The sequence below is a fragment of the Leptothrix discophora genome, assembly GCF_030705305.1.
GTDB classification, from domain to species: domain Bacteria; phylum Pseudomonadota; class Gammaproteobacteria; order Burkholderiales; family Burkholderiaceae_C; genus Sphaerotilus; species Sphaerotilus discophorus.
Genome location: NZ_JAUZEE010000001.1, coordinates 805,966 through 823,320, shown reverse-complemented (window position 1 = coordinate 823,320; position 17,355 = coordinate 805,966). Strand labels below are relative to the sequence as shown.

Here is a 17,355-nt window from a genome sequence, read left to right as displayed (position 1 = left end):
TCGAGCAACCTACAGCGCTAGCTGAACATCTCTATGTAATTCAACGACTTAGCGCAGAACCTAAGTTTTTGTGTATTTTCTGATGTTTTGGAATGCACGGATCTGGATCTTGTACGCCAGCGCTACAGCGAGTTTTTTTTCTCCGTCTCGCTACCCTACGTACAGTTGGGCCAAAAAAAACGCTTGCAGCGCGATCTAGTGCGTCGCGCATACAAGCGTGTTGTGTAGCTCTCAGTTGCCCTGCATCTCGTTCATTGCACTTCCAATCGGTCCTACTATTTATCGACGATCTTGTCTTTGCGAAGTAGTCTTGACTGATTTGAAGTTGATTTCGTGTTGAACCTGGATGAATAGTGCTGAACGTGAGTGATATTGAAAGTGTTTTGACAATAGCTGACGCAATGAGCATCTGTGTGCTCATGCGAAAGTTCAAATTGTCATCAATCTTCGTGCACTGACCTTGGCGGTGACCTGTGTGGTCGTTCAGTGCGGCCCGTACATTCTGTTCGGCCTGTACGTAGTTTGAATCTTTATGGCATCAATGGCTTCGGAATAGATGCAAGTTGCCAATCAATCGCACCCTGGTTGAGACCAGCTGTCTCCTTGGCGACGTAAAAAGCGATGCCATCACCGTCGTGTATTTCTGCCACGTCATACCTCGGCAGCAACCAATGTGATCGCGGTATGTAGCTTCGCAGATGCGCATCCAGTTCGGCTCTCGATTTGACATTGCCAATCAAGATGTGCGCGTGAATTCGCTTGTTTCCAACTGCGCCTTCGATTGCCGGAATGTACAAGACTTGGCACTTGTCGTTGTACTTCGATCTGTTGCCCCAGACTGCGCTATTGAGCGTCCTACCAAGATGCCGCAATTGATCCCTAGCTTGCTCATACGTTGGCTCTAGACTCAAATCGTACGTCTTTCCAAGCGTAATCGTAAGCATGTAGTCCATCCACGGCATGTACCTGTTGAGCATGCGCGCGTTCGCATGTTGCAGTGTGGCGGGCTGCGGTGAATATTTTGTTTTTTCCATTCAAGACCTCATGTTTTGTGTATTACTTAGCAAATTATTTGGTTTTGGGCTGAAAAAAGTGTTTGGCCGGCGATATTCAGGTCGACTTTACGGCGGTCAAGGGAACAAACTTGCGTTACGTTAACTGCATACATAAAGGAATCACAATGCAGATCGGAAAGCTCAAGTTGGTTTCGGCAGTGCGCCGTCGTAAGACCGTCGCTGATATGCGTCGTGAAAAGCTGCTGGGCAAGCTGGACGAGCAGATCGAGCTGGCAACTGCGCAGGTCGAAGGCAAGACCTTCGAAGCCAAGCGCGCGAAGATCGTCGTCGATGCTGACGGTCGGCGTGGGCGCGAACTGGTGCCGGCTCGTGTGAAGCAGTGGTGGTGGAAGGCAAGCGACGGCAAGTTGCTGTTCACCATCCAGTACGGCACGAAGGCGCTGGAACTGGCGAAGGGCAAGTCGGCGATCGAAGTCGCTACCCTGCAGGAACTGGTCGAGGCACTGCAGAGCGTGCGTGCGGCGGCTGAAGCAGGTGAGCTCGACGCTCACATCGAGGCGGTCAGTGCGTCGCTCGGTGCAGCTTTCAAGCGCAAGACCGCCAAGACCAGCAGTCGGCCGCACTGACCGGCCCACGCTGCGCTGACAACAGCGCTAGCTAGCGGATTTCAGCGCCGGTCAGCGATTGGCCGGCGTGGCGTGTGCATACGCTGACTGTGAAACGTCCAGCCTCAGGCGCTCAGCGTTGGACACGATACCGGTGCGTGGGTCGTGGTCAGCTAGCGCTGCCTTGAGCGAGGCGCTTGAAGGAGTGGGCGTGGCGCGATTGACTCGCGCACATCGACAGTTCGAGTGCGGGGCCTGTCCGGGCATGGCAAGGTGACGCCGTGGGCTGAGGTGCGAGCGTCGAGTTCGAAACTGGCGCAGCAACCGCTAGAACCCTAGTTCGGATGGCGAAACGTGGTCTGATTGCTCATGCGTTGCGGGTAGGCTGTGGCGGTGGTGCTGTGCTAAATAGAAGGACAGCACTACGGAGGCAACATGAGACTTGAGGAAATACAGCCGTCGAACGCGGCGGAGCAACGAGTGAAGAGGATGAAGGCAGGGGCGAAGGCGGCGAAGGACAGGGCGCGACAGCTACAGGCCCAGGCCGACACGAGCGCGGAGCGGTTGGAGATGCAGCAGTCGCGGCAGAAGCTGGTGCAGCTACGGCGCAAGGCGGCAACGTCCACGATCAAGCCCTACACGTAGCGACGAACGTCGGAGCCGAGAGAGGGATGCACGGCCGAGTGCAGGAGGCGACGTACAGAGAAAGGTCCAATTTTCAGAGCGTCGCGGGCGCTTGCTGCAACCAACACTGAAGTGTGCTGGTGCTACGTCTGAAGTAGGTTCCACACCGCCATGATTGCTGGCATGCTGAGGCTTTCGACTCAGAGGCCCAGCCGTGATCCCGACCGAAAAGATCTACAGCGACGACGACAGGAAGTACGAGCAGAAGAGCGTCAGTCAACGCATAGAGGCACTGTTCTTGAACAACATCGGCAAGGTGGTGACTCGGGAGCAAATCATTCGCGCAGCAACGGATCCAGTTACCGGCAAAGAGCCCGAGAACTGGCATCAACGACTTTCTGAGCTGCGCACAGACAAGGGCTACACCATCCTGTCAAAGAGAGATTGGCGGGCGCTGACTCCCGAAGAGTATGTACTTGCGACGGCCGAGCGACGGCCAACCGCTGCAAAGAGAGTTTTGCCTACCGGCGCTTGTTGGAACAGCGTACTTGCGCGATCGAACAACACCTGTGAATGGCGGGAAGATGGGCAGGCTTGCGGGATGAGCGAAGGTGACACGGACCCAATTGGTGGAGGCACCGTGCGCCTTACCCCGGACCACATGGTTCCACATTCGGTAGATCCTGCATCCGACCCAACCGATCCCGGCAAGTGGCAAGCACTCTGCGGCAGACATCAAGTGATGAAGAAGAATTACTGGGACTCAAGCAGCGGAAAGATTAACGTCGTTGCAATACTGCAGGCTGTAAACGAACAACAAAAGCGGGAGGCGCTGACCTTCCTTGTGAGATATTTTGGATATGACATCAGGTGAAGTTGAGCTCTACGAGCCTCAAGACGTATTCGCATCAATCACAAAGTTCAAGCGAGAACATGGCCGCTGTGCGTGCGCAATGCTTGACCCGTGGTACAACAAAGGTGTTGGAGGCGTCAGGGCTGACTACATTGAGTACATCACATCCATCCTGGAGGAATTGGCTGAGATTTCAGATCACATTTACCTTTGGGGGTTTCCGGAGGTATTGGCAAGATTCGTTGAGCGAATTCCGAGGTCGCATCAGCTTACGGCGTGGTTGACTTGGTACTACAAGAATAACCCTTCGGTGATCCGCGGTTGGAGGTCTGCCCAGAACGCTTGTCTTCACCTAAGTACTCCATCAAGCAAGCTGTACCCAGAGCACTTTCTGAACAGCGCCCAGCTGGAGCTAAAGGCGAAAGGCAAGCTGCGATACATGCCAGGTCCGACGAGTGTCATCGAATCTCCCTTGCTTGTGGGCTTTGTGGGGAGAAAGGAGCAAACTGGACACCCGGCTCAAAAACCACAAGCTGTGTATGAGCCACTGATAAAAATGTCCACAAAGCAGGGCGATCTTGTCTTCGACCCAATGTGTGGATCTGGTACGACTGGCGCAGTTTGTCGATTGATGGGGCGCAACGCTGTATTGGCGGATATTTCTGACGAGTATGTTGAGATTGTGCGTAAGCGTCTGATGATTTCACCCGAGAACGCTTGATTGCATTGACGGAGTGTGAATCTGGTGTGCCGGTTGCGAATCCTCGCGTTAAGTTAGTATAATTGGTTTGATTGGTTGAATTTGGAATTTTGCGTGACGAATAAGGTGCAGTCCGAAATAGACCGCTTGGCGGAGTTGATTGGGATTCCGACTACGAATCTTGGCAAGCGGTCTGCCGCTTTGTCTTTCCCTGACTTTGGCGAGCTGAATGCTAGACTGATATGCGCTGACAACTTAGTTGCGCTCGAATGCCTGGGGCAAACCGAGTCGCCTCGGTTTGATTTCTGCTACATAGATCCTCCGTACAACACGGGTCAGCGATTTATCTACGATGACAATCGAACCTCATCGGCAAGAGGGATCTGGGGTGCGCATACGAACTGGATGGCATTTATGTTGCCACGGCTGCTGCTTGCCAAGAAGGTCATGTCCGATACTGGAATCATTGCCGTAAGCATCGATGACTACGAGCACCATCGGTTGCGTGTCCTTATGGATGCAGTTTTTGATGAGGCAAATCACGTCGGAACGCTTGTCGTAGGTAGAAGCAAGAACGGCAAAGGCAGTCAGCCCGGAATCTCTGTCAATCACGAGTACGTCCTTATTTTCCGGAGGTCTGACAAGGCGACGCTGCGCGGATTAAGTGAGTCAAATCCGGAGGGATATGACAAATCCGACTCTCACGGTTCATACAAGATCGATGGCCTTTTCAGAAAGAAAGGCGATGCGAGCCGTCGAGTAGATCGTCCGAATATGTTCTTCCCTCTCTACTACGACGACGATGGAAATGTTTCGACAGTTAAGAGTGGATCGACTCTCAAAGAGGTGTTCCCAGTAGATTCTTCTGGCATTGAGCGTCGTTGGTTGTGGGGGCCGGAGAAGACAGCAAAGGAGTCGTGGAAGCTATATGCAAGCAAGTCCGGGGTCGTTTACGTCAAGAACTATCTGACCGCCAACAAGCGAGTGAAGATCAGGAGCATTTGGGACAACGTCGGCTACCTTACTGAGAAGGCAACTTTAGAGGTCAAGGAAATCTATGGCGAGAAGGTCTTCGAGACACCAAAGCCACTGACCCTGATTGAGCACTTGGTGGAATGCTGTGTAGACGAGCGTGGCTTGGTGCTGGACTTCTTCGCAGGCACCGGTACGACTGCGCACGCAACCGAGAACGTGAACGCGGCGGACGGCGGCCTTAGGCGGGTTGTGCTCGTGGAACAGAATGTTCCGACGCCGGGCACGCACATAGCAAGGACTATGGGCTTCGGTTCGCTGTCAGACCTGACTAGGCATAGACTACAGTACATCCAGAAGCAGCGACCTGACTACCAGTTCGATGTTTTGGACTGGACTGCAGAGACTGCAATGGGCTCAGCGTAGATCCGGTCGGAGGTTGCACACCGTGCAACCTGCAGCAAGCTACGATGTTGATTTGCAAGGAACAATGCGGCCCGCTGCCGCTTCGCATGCGCCCGCAAATGCTGCACAAAAGTAACACACTCCCAATTTCTTGGCGTAACGCATTGATTTTTATATGAAAAAGTATCGCGTTACTATGGAGTGGGAATGAGGTAGAGCCCCTCGCCCGGCGGGTACGCCGTTCGATCCCCCAGGGGGATGCCGGACCGGCTTGGGGCGGCCCGGCGCTCGTTCCGGGGGGGGGGGATGAGGCCCCTCGCCCGGGGGATCGGGCGCCGCTGGACTTGGCGTTCAGCGTGCTGCGAGCTGCTTCTCGATCGCCGCGACCAGCTTGCGGTCGTCCGGGCCGACATTGCTGACGTACTGGTCGATGACCTGGCCGTCGCGGCCGATCAGGTACTTGTGGAAGTTCCAGCGCGGGGCCTGGCCGGTGCGGTCGGCGAGCTGGCGGTAGAAGGGCGAGGCCTGCGCACCCTTGACGCTGCTCTTGGCGAACATCGGGAACTTGACGTTGAAGGTGTTGGCGCAGAACTCGGCGATCTGCTTGTTGTCGCCGCCCTCCTGGTTGAAGTCGTTGGACGGGAAGCCCAGCACGACCAGGCCCTTGTCCTTGTAGCGGGCATGCAGCGCCTCGAGACCTTCGTACTGGCCGGTGTAGCCGCAGAAGCTCGCGGTGTTGACCACCAGCAGCACCTTGCCGGCGTACTGGCACAGCGACTGGTCCTTCTCGTCCTGCAGGCGCGCAAAGGTGTGGTTCAGCAAGGCGGGGCAACTGGCGTTCGTGGCTGCAGGTGGCTTCGCCGCAGCCTGTGCCCATGCCGTCGGGTGGACGGCGGCGAGCGCCGTCACGGACAGCAGCACGGCCAGGGCAGGACGCAAGGCGACAGAGGGGGCGGGCAGGGCGAACAGCGGGGCAGGCATGGCATCTCGATCGGTGGACACGGGCGGATCGCCGTGCGCCGGATTCTGGCGCTGCACAGCCGGCCTTGCCGGCGGACGGGGCACTGGCCAGGCGGGACGGCCGGGCGTTCGGCGCGCCGTCTCAGTCCCGCAGCAGCTCGTCCATCACCCGCCGCACGATCGGCAGGCCGGGCGCCTCGGCGCGGCCGGCGAGCGTGACCAGGCCGAAGCGGGCGCTGGCGGCCAGCGGTGGGCTCACGGTCAGCTCGACCAGGTCCGGCGCGGCCTTGCGGATGGCCAGCAGGATGGCGTCGCTTCCGCGCACCGCGTCGACCAGGCTGGCAATTTCCTCGCAGCGCAGCGTGACGCTGGCCGACGGGTGCGCGGCCGGGCCATAACGCTCGATCAGGATGCGGCCGACCTCGTCGCTCAGCGGCGTCGAGGCGATCGGCCAGGCCCGCAGGTCATCGAAGGCGATGGCCTTGCGACGGCGCGTCAGCGGGTGGCCGGGCCGGCACAGGAAGGTGCCGCGCAGCTCGGCCAGCGCGTCGACCCGCAGGTCGGTGGCGGGCTCGACCGAACGGGCATCGACCACCAGCGCATCGAGCTGCCGCCCGCGCAGCTGCTCGACCAGCAGGCCGGTCTGGCCGCGCGCGATCTCGACCTGCACCTTCGGGTGCTGCGTGGCCATGTGCAGCAGCAGCGGCGTCATCAGCAGCGCGCCGGGGCCTGAGCCCAGGCCCAGCCGCAGCCGGCCGGCCTGGCCTTCGCGCATCTGGCGGCCACTGGCGGCCAGCTCCTCGGCCTCGAAGACGAGCTGGCGGGCGCGCGCCAGCACCTCCCGGCCGAAGGGTGTCAGCTCGTTGCGCCGACCCACCCGGTCGAACAGCGGCTGGCCCAGCTCGTCCTCCAGCGCCCGGATGCTGCGGCTCAGCGCCGGCTGGGTCAGGAACAGCGCCTCGGCCGAGCGGCTGAACGAGCCGCTGTCGGCCAGCGCGATCAGGTGGCGCAGCTGCACGAGGGTCACGTGATCGCTCCTGATGACATGAGTTCAACTCATCCTATCTGAAATAACAATGAATTGGACGGCAGAGGGGGCTGTTCATACGATGGGCTTGCACCCATCACAACCATGGCCGCCCAGGCGGTCCAGGAGACGACATGAACCCCATCCTTCGACGCTGCGGCCGCACCCTCGGCCTGTTTGCCGCGATGCTGCTGTCCGGCGGCATGGCGCTGGCCCAGACCTGGCCGAGCAAGCCGGTCAACCTGATGGTCCCGTATCCGGCCGGCGGTCCCTCGGACGCCATCGCGCGGATCTTCGCGACGCCGCTGGGCCAGGCCGTGGGCCAGCAGGTGCTGGTCGAGAACCTCGGCGGCGTCAGCGGGGCGCTGGCCGCGCAGAAGGTGCTGGCCGCGCCGGCCGATGGGCAGTACGTCTTCCAGGGCTCGCCCAACGAGGTGATCCTGTCGCCGCTGGCGAACGCGGCGGTCAAGCTCAAGTCGGAGGACTTCCGGCTGGTGCATCCGGTGGCCGATGCGGTGATGGTCTTCGTGACCCGCAAGGACCTGGGCGCGAACACGGTCGACGAGCTGGTCGCGCTGGCGCGCAAGACGCCCGAGCGGCCGCTGAGCTACGGCAGCGTGGGCATCGGCTCGCTCTATCACCTGATCCTCGAGAACGTGCAGCAGCTCACCGGCATCAAGCTGCAGCACGTGCCCTACAAGGGCAACGCGCCGCTGCTGCAGGACATCGCCGGCGGCCAGGTCGACTTCGCGGTGCTGGTCTACAGCGCCGGCATGGGCGCGCTGGCCGAGCAGGGCAAGCTCAAGGTGATCGGCCAGCTGGGCGCGCAGCGTTCGGAGCTGCTGAAGAACCTGCCGACCGTGGCCGAAGGCCAGTCGCTGAAGAACTTCGCCTACAAGATCTGGACCGGTTTCCTGGTGCCGAAGAACACGCCCGAGGCCATCGTCGTTCGCCTGCACGAGGCCATCGGCAAGACCTTGCAGGATCCGGCGGTGCGGGCCCAGCTGGCCGCGCAGACGCAGCTGGCCGCGCCGGCGATGTCGTTGGCCGACGCGGCGAAGTTCTACGCCGCCGAGACGGCCCGCTACCGCGCCATCGCCGCGTCGATCAGCCTGCAGCCGCAGTGAGCCGGGCATGCTGATCGAGCCACCGCAACAGGACGAGCTTGCGATCCAGGCCCCCCCCGGCGCCTACCTGCTGTCGGCGATGGTCTCGCGCGTGGGCGAGTTCATCGCGCTGCGGCGCGACATCCACCGCCAGCCCGAGCTGGCCTTCGAGGAGCACCGCACCGCCGCACTGGTGGCCGAGCGGCTGGCCGCCTGGGGCTATGCGGTCGAGCGCGGCGTCGGTGGCACCGGCGTGGTCGGCACGCTGGTGCGCGGCGATCCGGCCGCGCCCGGCGCGCGCCGCCTTGGCCTGCGTGCCGACATGGACGCGCTGCCGATCCAGGAGGCCAACGGCCTGCCCTGGGCCAGCACGCGGCCCGGCCTGATGCATGCCTGCGGCCACGACGGCCACACCGCCATGCTGCTGGCCGCCGCCCGCCGGCTGGCCGAGCAGGGCCGCTTCGACGGCACGCTGAACCTGATCTTCCAGCCGGCCGAGGAGGGCGGTGGCGGGGCGCTGCGCATGATGGCCGACGGCCTGTTCGAGCGGCATCCCTGCGACGCGATCTTCGCAATGCACAACATGCCCGGCGTGCCGCAGGGCCGCCTGGTGTTCCGCGACGGCCCGGCGATGGCGTCGAGCGACTACGCCACCATCACGCTCGACGGCGTTGGCGGCCATGGCGCGATGCCGCAGCACGCGGCCGATCCGGTCGTGGCTGCGGCCAACATCGTGATGGCGCTGCAGACGGTGGTCTCGCGCAACGTCGACCCGCAGCAGATGGCGGTGGTGACGGTCGGCGCGCTGCATGCCGGCCAGGCCAACAACGTCATCCCGGCCCGCGCCACGCTGGAACTGAGCGTGCGTGCGCTGGACCGGGAGGTGCGCGCGCTGCTGGAGCGCCGCATCAAGGCGCTGGTCACCGCGCAGGCCGAGAGCCTGGGCGTGACCGCGACGATCGCCTGGCGGCCGGGCTATGCCGTGCTGGTCAACACGAAGGCCGAGACCGACTTCGCCCGCTCGGTCGCGCTCGACCTGCTCGGGCCGGCGCACGTCACGCTGGACGGACCGGCGCTCAGCGGCAGCGAGGACTTCGCCTTCATGCTCGAACGCGTGCCCGGCAGCTACCTGCTGATCGGCAATGGCGCGACAGGCTCAGGCGATGAGCCACGGCCGGGCGCCTGCATGGTCCACAACCCTGGCTACGACTTCGACGACGACAACATCGCCGTCGGCGCGGCCTACTGGGTGGCGCTGGCCGAACGCTTCCTGGCCCCTGCGCAGTCCCCGGCGGTGGCGGCCGCAGGCTGATCAGCGGTCCGGCCGCTCGCGGCCCGACTTGGCGCGGCGGCCGCTGTCGGTGGGTGCCACCTGCCAGGCCGGCAGGCGCCAATCCAGCAGCACGGCCAGCGCGCGCAGCGCGGTGGCCGTGAGCGCGGCACCCAGCAGCGCGACCCAGGCCGGCGCGGCGACCTGGCTCAGGCCGACCATCACCCAGCCGCCAGCAAACGAGCAGACCGCGTAGGGCCGGTGGTCGCTGAAGGCGCGCGGGATCTCGTTGCAGACGATGTCGCGCAGCACGCCGCCGAACACGGCCGTCACCATGCCCAGCATCACCGCGATGACGCCCGGCATGGCCGCATCCAGCGCGATCTGCGTGCCGCCCGCGGTGAACAGGCCCAGGCCGAGCGCGTCCGGCCATTGCATCGCGCGTTCGGTCGGCTCCAGGTGGCGGGCGCGCATGAACAGCATCGCGAGCGCACACAGCGCGAGCAGGGCCCAGATCCAGTTGGCATGCTGGACCCAGAACAGCGGCCGGCGGTCCAGCAGGATGTCGCGCAGCGTGCCGCCGCCGAAGGCCGACAGACCGGCGACGACGCAGATGCCGACGGCATCGAGCCGCTTGCGGGCGCCCTCGATCACGCCGGACAGGGCGAAGGCGACGGTGGCCACCACCTCGATGGCGGTCTGGGCCTGGGACAACGCCCAAGGGGTCGTGATCTGCATGGTGTGGATGCTGGTGGACGGGCGCGGCGCGCGCCAGAGGTCGAGCCCGGGGGAGCTTGTCGTGCGGCTTGTCGTGCAGCTTGCCGGTGTTGGCGCCGGCCTGTCGGACAGGCCGGTGGGCAGGATGCCATCATGACCGTGATCTTCGACACCCACGGTGACCGGGACCGCGAAAGCGTCCTGCTCGACCGCCGCCCTGAAGGAGCTGGACATGAACATCTTCGACGAGCCCAAGATCGACTGCCACAACCATGTGCTGGACCCGGTCGCGCACCCCTACGCGGACGACGTGCCCTACCGGCCGGCCGGTCAGGAGATCGGCACGATCGAGCAGCACCGGCTGGTCATGGACAGCTACGGCATCCGCCATGCGCTGGTGGTCGGGCCGAACTCGGGCTACGGGCTGGACAACCGCTGCCTGCTGGCCACGCTGGCGGCCAGCGGCGGCCGCTACAAGGGCATCGCGGTGGTGCGCAACGACACCGGCCGCGAGCAACTGCAGCGGCTGCAGCAGGCCGGCGTGGTCGGCATCGCCTTCAACGCGACGCTGCACGGCGTCGACCACTACCGCGACAGCGCGCCCATGCTGCGCCGGCTGGCCGACCTGGGCATGTTCATCCAGGCCCAGGTCACCGATGACCAGATGGTCGCGCTCGCGCCGCTGCTGCTCGACAGCGGCGCACGCATCCTGGTCGACCATGCCGGCCGGCCGGTGCCCGCGCGCGGCCTGGCGCAGCCGGGCTTCCAGGCGGTGCTGGGCCTGGCCCGCAGCGGGCGGGCAGTGGTCAAGCTGTCGGGCCACCAGAAGTATTCGGCCGGCGCCTGGCCGTATGCGGATGCCGAACCCTTCGTGCGCGCGCTGGTCGATGCCTACGGGCTGGACGCCTGCGTCTGGGCCTCCGACTGGCCCTTCCTGCGCGCGCCGGAGCGGCTGGACATGGGCCCGCTGCTGCGGCTGGTCGAACGCTGGTGGCCGGATCCGGCAGATCGGCGCCGGCTGCTGTGGGACACGCCGCGGCGGCTGTTCGGCTTCGGCGGTCCGTACGTCGCCTGAATCATCGACCGCAGGCGGCTTGACTCACGTCAAGAGTCGACACCACCTGGCGCCAGCCGGTGCGGCCGTCAACGACAATCCCAAGCGGGGAGACCCGCTGGCACGAGGCAGCGGACTGCACCTCGGGGTGCGGGCTTCAAGGAGTCGGGATTGCGTGGCGGTCGTTGGGCAGGCGTCGGTCTGCTGTTCTGGGGTCTGCTGGTCGGCGTGACCGCGCAGACGGCGTCGGCGCGCGAACTGCGCGTGGGCGTCTACGACAACGAGCCCAAGATCTATCGGGACGCAAACGGGACGCCCGCCGGCATCCTGATCGACCTGCTGCAGGCGATCGCCGTGCCGCAGGGCTGGACGCTGCAGCCGGTGACGTGTGAATGGCAGGCCTGCCTGGACGCGCTGGAGCGTGGCGACATCGACCTGATGCCCGACGTGGCCTGGACCGAGGCCCGGGCGCGGCGCTTCGACTTCCACGAGGTGCCGGTGATGTCGAGCTGGTCGCAGGTCTACGCCCTGGCCGATGCACGTTTCGAGTCCGTCCTCGACCTGCGCGGCAAGCGGGTCGCGGTGCTGGCGGGTTCGTCGCAGGAGAGCTATCTGCGCGAGCTGATGGCCGGGCTGGATGCGCCGGTCGAGCTGCTGCCGATCCGTTCGCTCGACGAGGGTTTCGACGCGGTGCGCGACCGGCTCGCCGATGCGGTGGTGGCCAACCAGCGCTATGGCGACCTGCACGCGGCCGAGGCCCGCCTGGTGGCCACGCCGATGGTGTTCCAGCCGGCCCGCCTCTTCTACGCCGCGACCCGTGGACGCCAGACCGAGGTGCTGGCCGAGATCGACCGCCAGCTGGCGATCTGGAAGGCCGACCCCGGCTCGCCCTACTTCGAGATCCTGCAGCGCTGGACCCGCGAGCAACCGTCCGCGGCCATTCCGGCGCGCTTCTGGTGGGTGCTGGCCGGCATCCTCGGGGCGCTGCTGCTGGCGCTGGTCGGCGCCTGGACGCTGCGCCGCCAGGTGGCCCGCATGACGCGCGACCTGCATGCCAGCCGCGACCAGCTCAACACCATCCTCGACAGCGTCGGTGCCTACGTCTACATCAAGGACACGCGGCTGCGCTACCTCTACGCCAACCGGCCCGTGCTGGACCTGTTCGGCCGCGAGCTGAAGGACGTCGTCGGTCATGGCGACGAGGACTTCTTCGACCGCGAGACGACCGCGCGCATCCACGCCAACGACGAGCGCGTGATGCGCAGCGGCGAGCGGGTGGTGGAGGAGGAGGTCAACCGCGTGCACGAGGGCGCGGCGGCGCAGACCTTCCTGTCGGTCAAGCTGCCGCTGCGGCGTTCGAGCGGCGAGATCTATGCGCTGTGCGGCATTTCCACCGATCTCACCGAGCATCGGCGTTTCCAGGCCGAGATCCACCAGCTGTCGCACTACGACCCGCTGACCCACCTGCCGAACCGGCGGCTGTTGATCCAGCGCCTGCAGCAGGGCCTGGACGCGCACCGCCGCCACGGCCGCGAGGGCGCGGTGGTCGTGCTGGACCTGGCGCAGCTGAGCCTGCTGAACACGACGCGCGGCCACTCGGCCGGTGACGAGCTGCTGCGCCAGGCGGCCCAGCGGCTGCAGGCCTGCGTCTCGCACGACGACCTCGTCGCGCGCCTGGGCAGCGACGAGTTCGCGGTGCTGCTGCAGGACCTCAGCCGTGCCAAGGACGAGTCCGCGCGGCAGGTCCAGGAGGCGGTCGCGGCCATGCAGCAGGCCTTTGTGCGGCCCTTCGAGCTGGGCGGTCATCGCCACGCCTGCGCGGTCGTGATCGGCGTGGCGCTGTATTCGGACAGTGGCGGCGATGCCGAGGACACGCTCAAGCTGGCCGACCTGGCGCTGCACCAGGCCAAGCGCGAGGGGCCGTCGGCGCTGCGCTTCTACAACCAGACCATGCAGGAGCGGGCCGAGCAGCGCGCCTTGCTGGAGGCTGGCCTGCGCGAGGCGCTCACGCGTGAGCAGTTCTTCCTCGACTACCAGCCGCAGTTCGCGGCGGACGGGCGCATCCTGGGCGCCGAGGCGCTGGTGCGCTGGCGCCATCCGGACGGCGGCGTGCGCATGCCGGGCCTGTTCATCGAGCTGGCCGAGTCCAGCGGCCTGATCGTGCCGCTGGGCCGCTGGATCCTGCGTTCGGCCTGCGCCCAGATTGCCGCCTGGCAGGCGCGACCCGAGTCGGCCGGCTGGCGCGTGGCGGTCAATGTCAGCGCGCGCCAGTTCCACGACGAGGGTTTCGTCGACGACGTGCTGCAGATCCTGCGCAGCACCGGCGCGCCTGCCGACCGGCTGGAGCTGGAGCTGACCGAGAGCCAGCTGCTGCAGGACCAGGACAACGTGACCCGCAAGATGCACCAGTTGCGCGGGCACGGCATCACCTTCGCGCTGGACGACTTCGGCACCGGCTATGCGTCGCTCGGCTACCTGCGCCACCTGCCGCTGTCACGGCTGAAGATCGACAAGTCCTTCGTCGACCGCCTGCCGCACGATGCCCATGACCTGGCCATCGTGCGCACCATCCACACGCTGGCCACCCACCTCGGGCTGGAGGTCATCGCCGAAGGCGTCGAGACCGAGGCCCAGCGATCCTGCCTGTTGTCGATCGGCGACATGGCCATCCAGGGCTACCTGCTGGGTCGCCCCAAGTCGCCCGAGCGCCTGCTGGCCCGGTTCGCGTCGGGCGATGGCGCGGCGGGTTGAGTTGACCGGCGTCAAAGCGTGATGAATTTCGCACGGATCTGGCGCCCATGGAAGGGACGGCCCTGCTGGCGCGGGGCCGAACGACCGAAGAGACTCGAAGCCTCGCGCTCACATGCGAGGCCTTGCATATGTCGTTCGCTGCCCTCGGGGTGTGCGAGCGGGTTCTGAACCCTCGGGCCAGGCGGTCCGGGAATGGGGACGTCGGAGTACATGGCGAAGTCGATGCTGGAGAAGTTCGGGCTGGGCGCGTTGCCGCGTCGCCGGGTGATCGCGGCGCTGGGCCTGGTGGCGCTGGCCGGCATCGGCCCGTTGGCGCAGGCCCAGGGTCTGGAGCCAGCCAAGGGCCGCGTGCTGCTGACGGTGACCGGCGCGATCGCCCGCGGCAACGTCGCCGAAGGCGTGCGGCGCCATGAGTTCGATGCCGAGGCACTGGATGCGCTGCCGGTTCACGTGGTGCGCACCGGCACGCCCTGGCACAAGGGCGTCATCGCCTTCAGCGGACCGCTGCTGGCCGACGTGCTGGCCCAGGTGGCGGCCAGTGGCACGACGCTGCAGATGACCGCGCTCAACGACTACCAGATCCGCATGCCGATCGCCGAGGTGCTGCCCTTCCAGCCCATCCTCGCGCGGCGCGCCGACGGTGCGGTCCTGTCGGTGCGCGACAAGGGGCCGCTGTTCATGATCTTTCCCTACGACGAGCAGCCCCAGACCCGCAACGACCTGTTCTTCTCGCGCTCGATCTGGCAACTCAAGGCGATCGAGGTCCGATGAGCGTGTCCGAGACCGCCCCGGCCCTGGCCGCCGCGTCGACCTCGCGGGTGCGCAGGCTCTGGCTGCCCGTGCTGTCGCTGCTGGTGGTGGCGATCGTCGTGGGCATCGGCTGGCTCCAGCACACGCAGTGGCACCGCTTCGAGGCCACCGTCAGCGAGAGCCGCGCCGGCGTCGAATGGGACCTGTTCCAGCTCCAGGCCGAGCGCTACAAGATGCTCGCCAAGCTCAACGAGGCCTTGCTGACGCGCGGTGATCCGGCCGTGATGGACTCGGTCGTGCTGCGCCACGAGGTGCTCATCAGCCGGCTCGAGATCATGCGCTCGGGCTCCGGCCCGCGCGCGTCCTTCCGCTTCCCGGAGAACCGGCCGTTCTTCGACCTCATGGAGGCGTATGCGCATGCGGGCGACGCCTACTTCGGCCTCAACGGCGACACGCCGGCCTTCGACGAGGGCCGCGTGCGTGGCCTGCGCGACGCGCTGGAGGCGATGTCCGGCCCGGTGCAGGACGTCATCCTCAACATCAACACCATCCACAACGATCAGGCCCGCATGCGCGGCGAACAGCTGCGTCGCCAGGCGGTGGTGTCGGGCCTGACCTCGATGGCGCTGGCGGTGCTGGTCGGCGCGATGGGCCTGATCGCGCTGCGCCAGCTCACGCGTGTGCGCGAGAACAACGTCGAGCTGATCCAGGTGCAGGACCAGCTCAAGGAGGCGCTCGTGCGGGCCGAGATCGGCAACGAGGCGCTGAGCGCCAGCGAGCGGCGCCTCAAGGGCCTGATCGACACGGCCAAGGACGCGATCGTCAGCATCGACCAGTCGCAGCGCGTCATCGTCTTCAACTCGGCCGCCGAGCACATGTTCGGTCGATCGGCCGTCGACATGATCGGCCGACCGCTGGACATGCTGCTGCCCGAGTCGACGCGCGGGCGGCACCATGGCTTTGTCGCCCGTTTCGGCCAGAACGGCAGCACGCCGCGGGCGATGAGCAGCATGGGCGGCCTGACGGCGGTGCGCGCCAGCGGCGAGGTCTTCCCGATCGAGGCGTCGATCTCGGCCTCGGACGCGTCCGGCCAGCTCACCTACCTGGTCATCATCCGCGACGTCACCGAGCGCGAGCGCGCCTTCCGCGCCCTGCAGGAGAGCGAGAACTCGCTGCGCGAGGCGCAGGGCCGGGTCCGCCAGCTGGCCTATTTCGACAGCCTGACGAAGATCCCGAACCGGGCCTGCTTCGTCGAGGAGGTGGCCGGTCTGCTGCGCGAAGCGATCGAGCGGTCCAGCCTCGGCGCGGCGCTGCTGATCGACCTCGACAACTTCAAGGCCATCAACGACAACTGGGGCCACCGCAGCGGCGACAAGCTGCTGGTGGAGATGGCCCGCCGCATCGTCTCGACGGTGCCGGTCGACGCCTTCGTGGCGCGGCTGGGTGGCGACGAGTTCATCGTCGTGCTGACCGGCCTGGGTCCGGACGCGCAGGCCGCGACGGCGCGGGTGCGCGAGATCTGCCGGGCGCTGCTGCCGTCGCTGTCGGCCCCGTGCGTGCTCGACGAGCGCGAGCACGTCTGCTCGGCCAGCATCGGCGTGGCCTTGTTCGGCGATGCGCCGCTGCTGGCCGACGAGCTGCTCAGCCGTGCCGACTCGGCCATGTACCAGGCCAAGGCCGACGGCCGCAACGACTTCCGTTTCTTCGACCAGCGACTGCAGGCGCGGCTGGCCGGCCTGTCCGAGATGGAGGCCGACCTGCGCCTGGCGATCGGCCGTGGCGAGCTGCAGCTGCACTACCAGCCGCAGGTCGACGGCGATGGCGCGGTCATCGGCGTGGAGGCCCTGGTGCGCTGGTTCCACCCGGTGCGCGGGGCGGTCTCGCCCGGCGAGTTCATCCCGATCGCGGAGAGCAGCGGCCACATCCTGCAGCTCGGTCCCTGGGTCATGCAGACCGCCTGCGAGACCCTGGCCGCCTGGGCCCACGACGAGGTCACCGCCGCGCTGTCGATGGCGGTCAACGTCAGCGCCCGGCAGTTCCATCACCCCGAGTTCGTCAACCAGGTCATCGCCGCGCTGCGGCTCAGTGGCGCGAACCCGATGCGCCTGAAGCTGGAGCTGACCGAGAGCGTGCTGGCGCAGGACCTGGGCGTGATCGCGCAGAAGATGTCGGCGCTGAAGGCCCTGGGCGTGACCTTCTCGCTGGACGACTTCGGCACCGGCTACTCCTCGCTGGCCTACCTCAAGCGCCTGCCGCTGGACCAGATCAAGATCGACCGCGGCTTCGTGCGCGGCCTGCCGGGCAACGCGAACGACGCGGCCATCGTGCGCACCGTGATCGCGCTGGGCCAGCAGCTCGGTTTCGAGATCATTGCCGAGGGCGTCGAGACCGACGAGCAGCTGGACTTCCTCTGCCGCCACGGCTGCCAGCTCTACCAGGGCTACCTGTTCGGCCGGCCGGTCCCGCTGCATGCGCTGCTGCCGGTCCACGACGAGACGCCGGTTCCCGCCAACGGCTAGGCCGGCGGACGGTGGCGCTGCCATGT

15 protein-coding genes are annotated in these 17,355 nt (G+C 65.5%); 11 read left to right on the top strand and 4 right to left on the bottom strand.

The features are described 5' to 3' along the window. Positions 1-530: 530 nt before the first annotated feature. Positions 531-1,034: a hypothetical protein gene (locus Q8X39_RS03600; protein ID WP_305748237.1), complete on the bottom strand. Its 504-nt coding sequence runs from the start codon at positions 1,032-1,034 to the stop codon at positions 531-533. Positions 1,035-1,180: 146 nt separating this feature from the next. Between Q8X39_RS03600 and Q8X39_RS03595 the strand changes: the two genes are divergently transcribed. The 5 genes from Q8X39_RS03595 (at position 1,181) to Q8X39_RS03575 (ending at position 5,196) form a co-directional block, all read left to right on the top strand. After that, a complete protein-coding gene (locus tag Q8X39_RS03595; protein ID WP_305748236.1) occupies positions 1,181-1,642 on the top strand; it encodes a DUF6641 family protein in 462 nt (153 codons plus the stop codon). Positions 1,643-2,056: 414 nt separating this feature from the next. Beyond that, the gene (locus Q8X39_RS03590; protein WP_305748235.1) at positions 2,057-2,266 is read left to right on the top strand and encodes a hypothetical protein; all 210 of its coding nucleotides are present in this window, start codon (positions 2,057-2,059) and stop codon (positions 2,264-2,266) included. Between the two features lie 193 nt (positions 2,267-2,459). Continuing rightward, positions 2,460-3,119 carry a hypothetical protein gene (locus Q8X39_RS03585; protein WP_305748234.1) on the top strand — a complete coding sequence of 220 codons (660 nt, stop codon included), beginning with the start codon at positions 2,460-2,462 and terminating at the stop codon, positions 3,117-3,119. Between the two features lie 79 nt (positions 3,120-3,198). Beyond that, entirely contained in the window at positions 3,199-3,819 is a 621-nt protein-coding gene (locus Q8X39_RS03580; protein WP_305748233.1) for a DNA-methyltransferase, read from the top strand. 93 nt (positions 3,820-3,912) lie between these two features. After that, positions 3,913-5,196: a site-specific DNA-methyltransferase gene (locus Q8X39_RS03575; RefSeq protein ID WP_369538087.1), complete on the top strand. Its 1,284-nt coding sequence runs from the start codon at positions 3,913-3,915 to the stop codon at positions 5,194-5,196. 330 nt (positions 5,197-5,526) lie between these two features. Here Q8X39_RS03575 and Q8X39_RS03570 read toward each other — a convergent pair whose 3' ends face one another. Both Q8X39_RS03570 and Q8X39_RS03565 read right to left on the bottom strand, forming a co-directional pair. Next, a complete protein-coding gene (locus tag Q8X39_RS03570) occupies positions 5,527-6,156 on the bottom strand; it encodes a glutathione peroxidase (RefSeq protein ID WP_305748232.1) in 630 nt (209 codons plus the stop codon). Positions 6,157-6,277: 121 nt separating this feature from the next. Further along, a complete protein-coding gene (locus Q8X39_RS03565; protein ID WP_305748231.1) occupies positions 6,278-7,162 on the bottom strand; it encodes a LysR family transcriptional regulator in 885 nt (294 codons plus the stop codon). A gap of 134 nt (positions 7,163-7,296) precedes the next feature. Between Q8X39_RS03565 and Q8X39_RS03560 the strand changes: the two genes are divergently transcribed. Together Q8X39_RS03560 and Q8X39_RS03555 are read left to right on the top strand one after the other, a co-directional pair. Beyond that, positions 7,297-8,289: a tripartite tricarboxylate transporter substrate binding protein gene (locus tag Q8X39_RS03560; RefSeq protein WP_305748230.1), complete on the top strand. Its 993-nt coding sequence runs from the start codon at positions 7,297-7,299 to the stop codon at positions 8,287-8,289. A 79-nt stretch (positions 8,290-8,368) separates the two neighbouring features. Then, positions 8,369-9,580 carry a M20 aminoacylase family protein gene (locus Q8X39_RS03555; protein WP_305748279.1) on the top strand — a complete coding sequence of 404 codons (1,212 nt, stop codon included), beginning with the start codon at positions 8,369-8,371 and terminating at the stop codon, positions 9,578-9,580. On the opposite strand, the gene Q8X39_RS03550 is transcribed toward Q8X39_RS03555, so the two are convergent. Further along, positions 9,581-10,276 (bottom strand): trimeric intracellular cation channel family protein, encoded by a 696-nt coding sequence (locus tag Q8X39_RS03550; protein ID WP_305748229.1) that lies wholly within the window; start codon positions 10,274-10,276, stop codon positions 9,581-9,583. 211 nt (positions 10,277-10,487) lie between these two features. Between Q8X39_RS03550 and Q8X39_RS03545 the strand changes: the two genes are divergently transcribed. From Q8X39_RS03545 to Q8X39_RS03530, 4 genes are all read left to right on the top strand, one after another. Further along, positions 10,488-11,330, top strand: coding sequence for an amidohydrolase family protein (locus tag Q8X39_RS03545; protein WP_305748228.1), 843 nt, complete (start codon positions 10,488-10,490; stop codon positions 11,328-11,330). Positions 11,331-11,480: 150 nt separating this feature from the next. Continuing rightward, positions 11,481-14,060 carry an EAL domain-containing protein gene (locus Q8X39_RS03540; protein WP_305748227.1) on the top strand — a complete coding sequence of 860 codons (2,580 nt, stop codon included), beginning with the start codon at positions 11,481-11,483 and terminating at the stop codon, positions 14,058-14,060. 210 nt (positions 14,061-14,270) lie between these two features. Beyond that, positions 14,271-14,831 carry a putative pterin-binding protein gene (locus tag Q8X39_RS03535; RefSeq protein ID WP_305748226.1) on the top strand — a complete coding sequence of 187 codons (561 nt, stop codon included), beginning with the start codon at positions 14,271-14,273 and terminating at the stop codon, positions 14,829-14,831. After that, positions 14,828-17,329, top strand: coding sequence for a putative bifunctional diguanylate cyclase/phosphodiesterase (locus tag Q8X39_RS03530; RefSeq protein WP_305748225.1), 2,502 nt, complete (start codon positions 14,828-14,830; stop codon positions 17,327-17,329). Before Q8X39_RS03535 ends, Q8X39_RS03530 begins: the two co-directional genes overlap by 4 nt. The last annotated feature ends 26 nt before the right edge of the window (positions 17,330-17,355 follow it).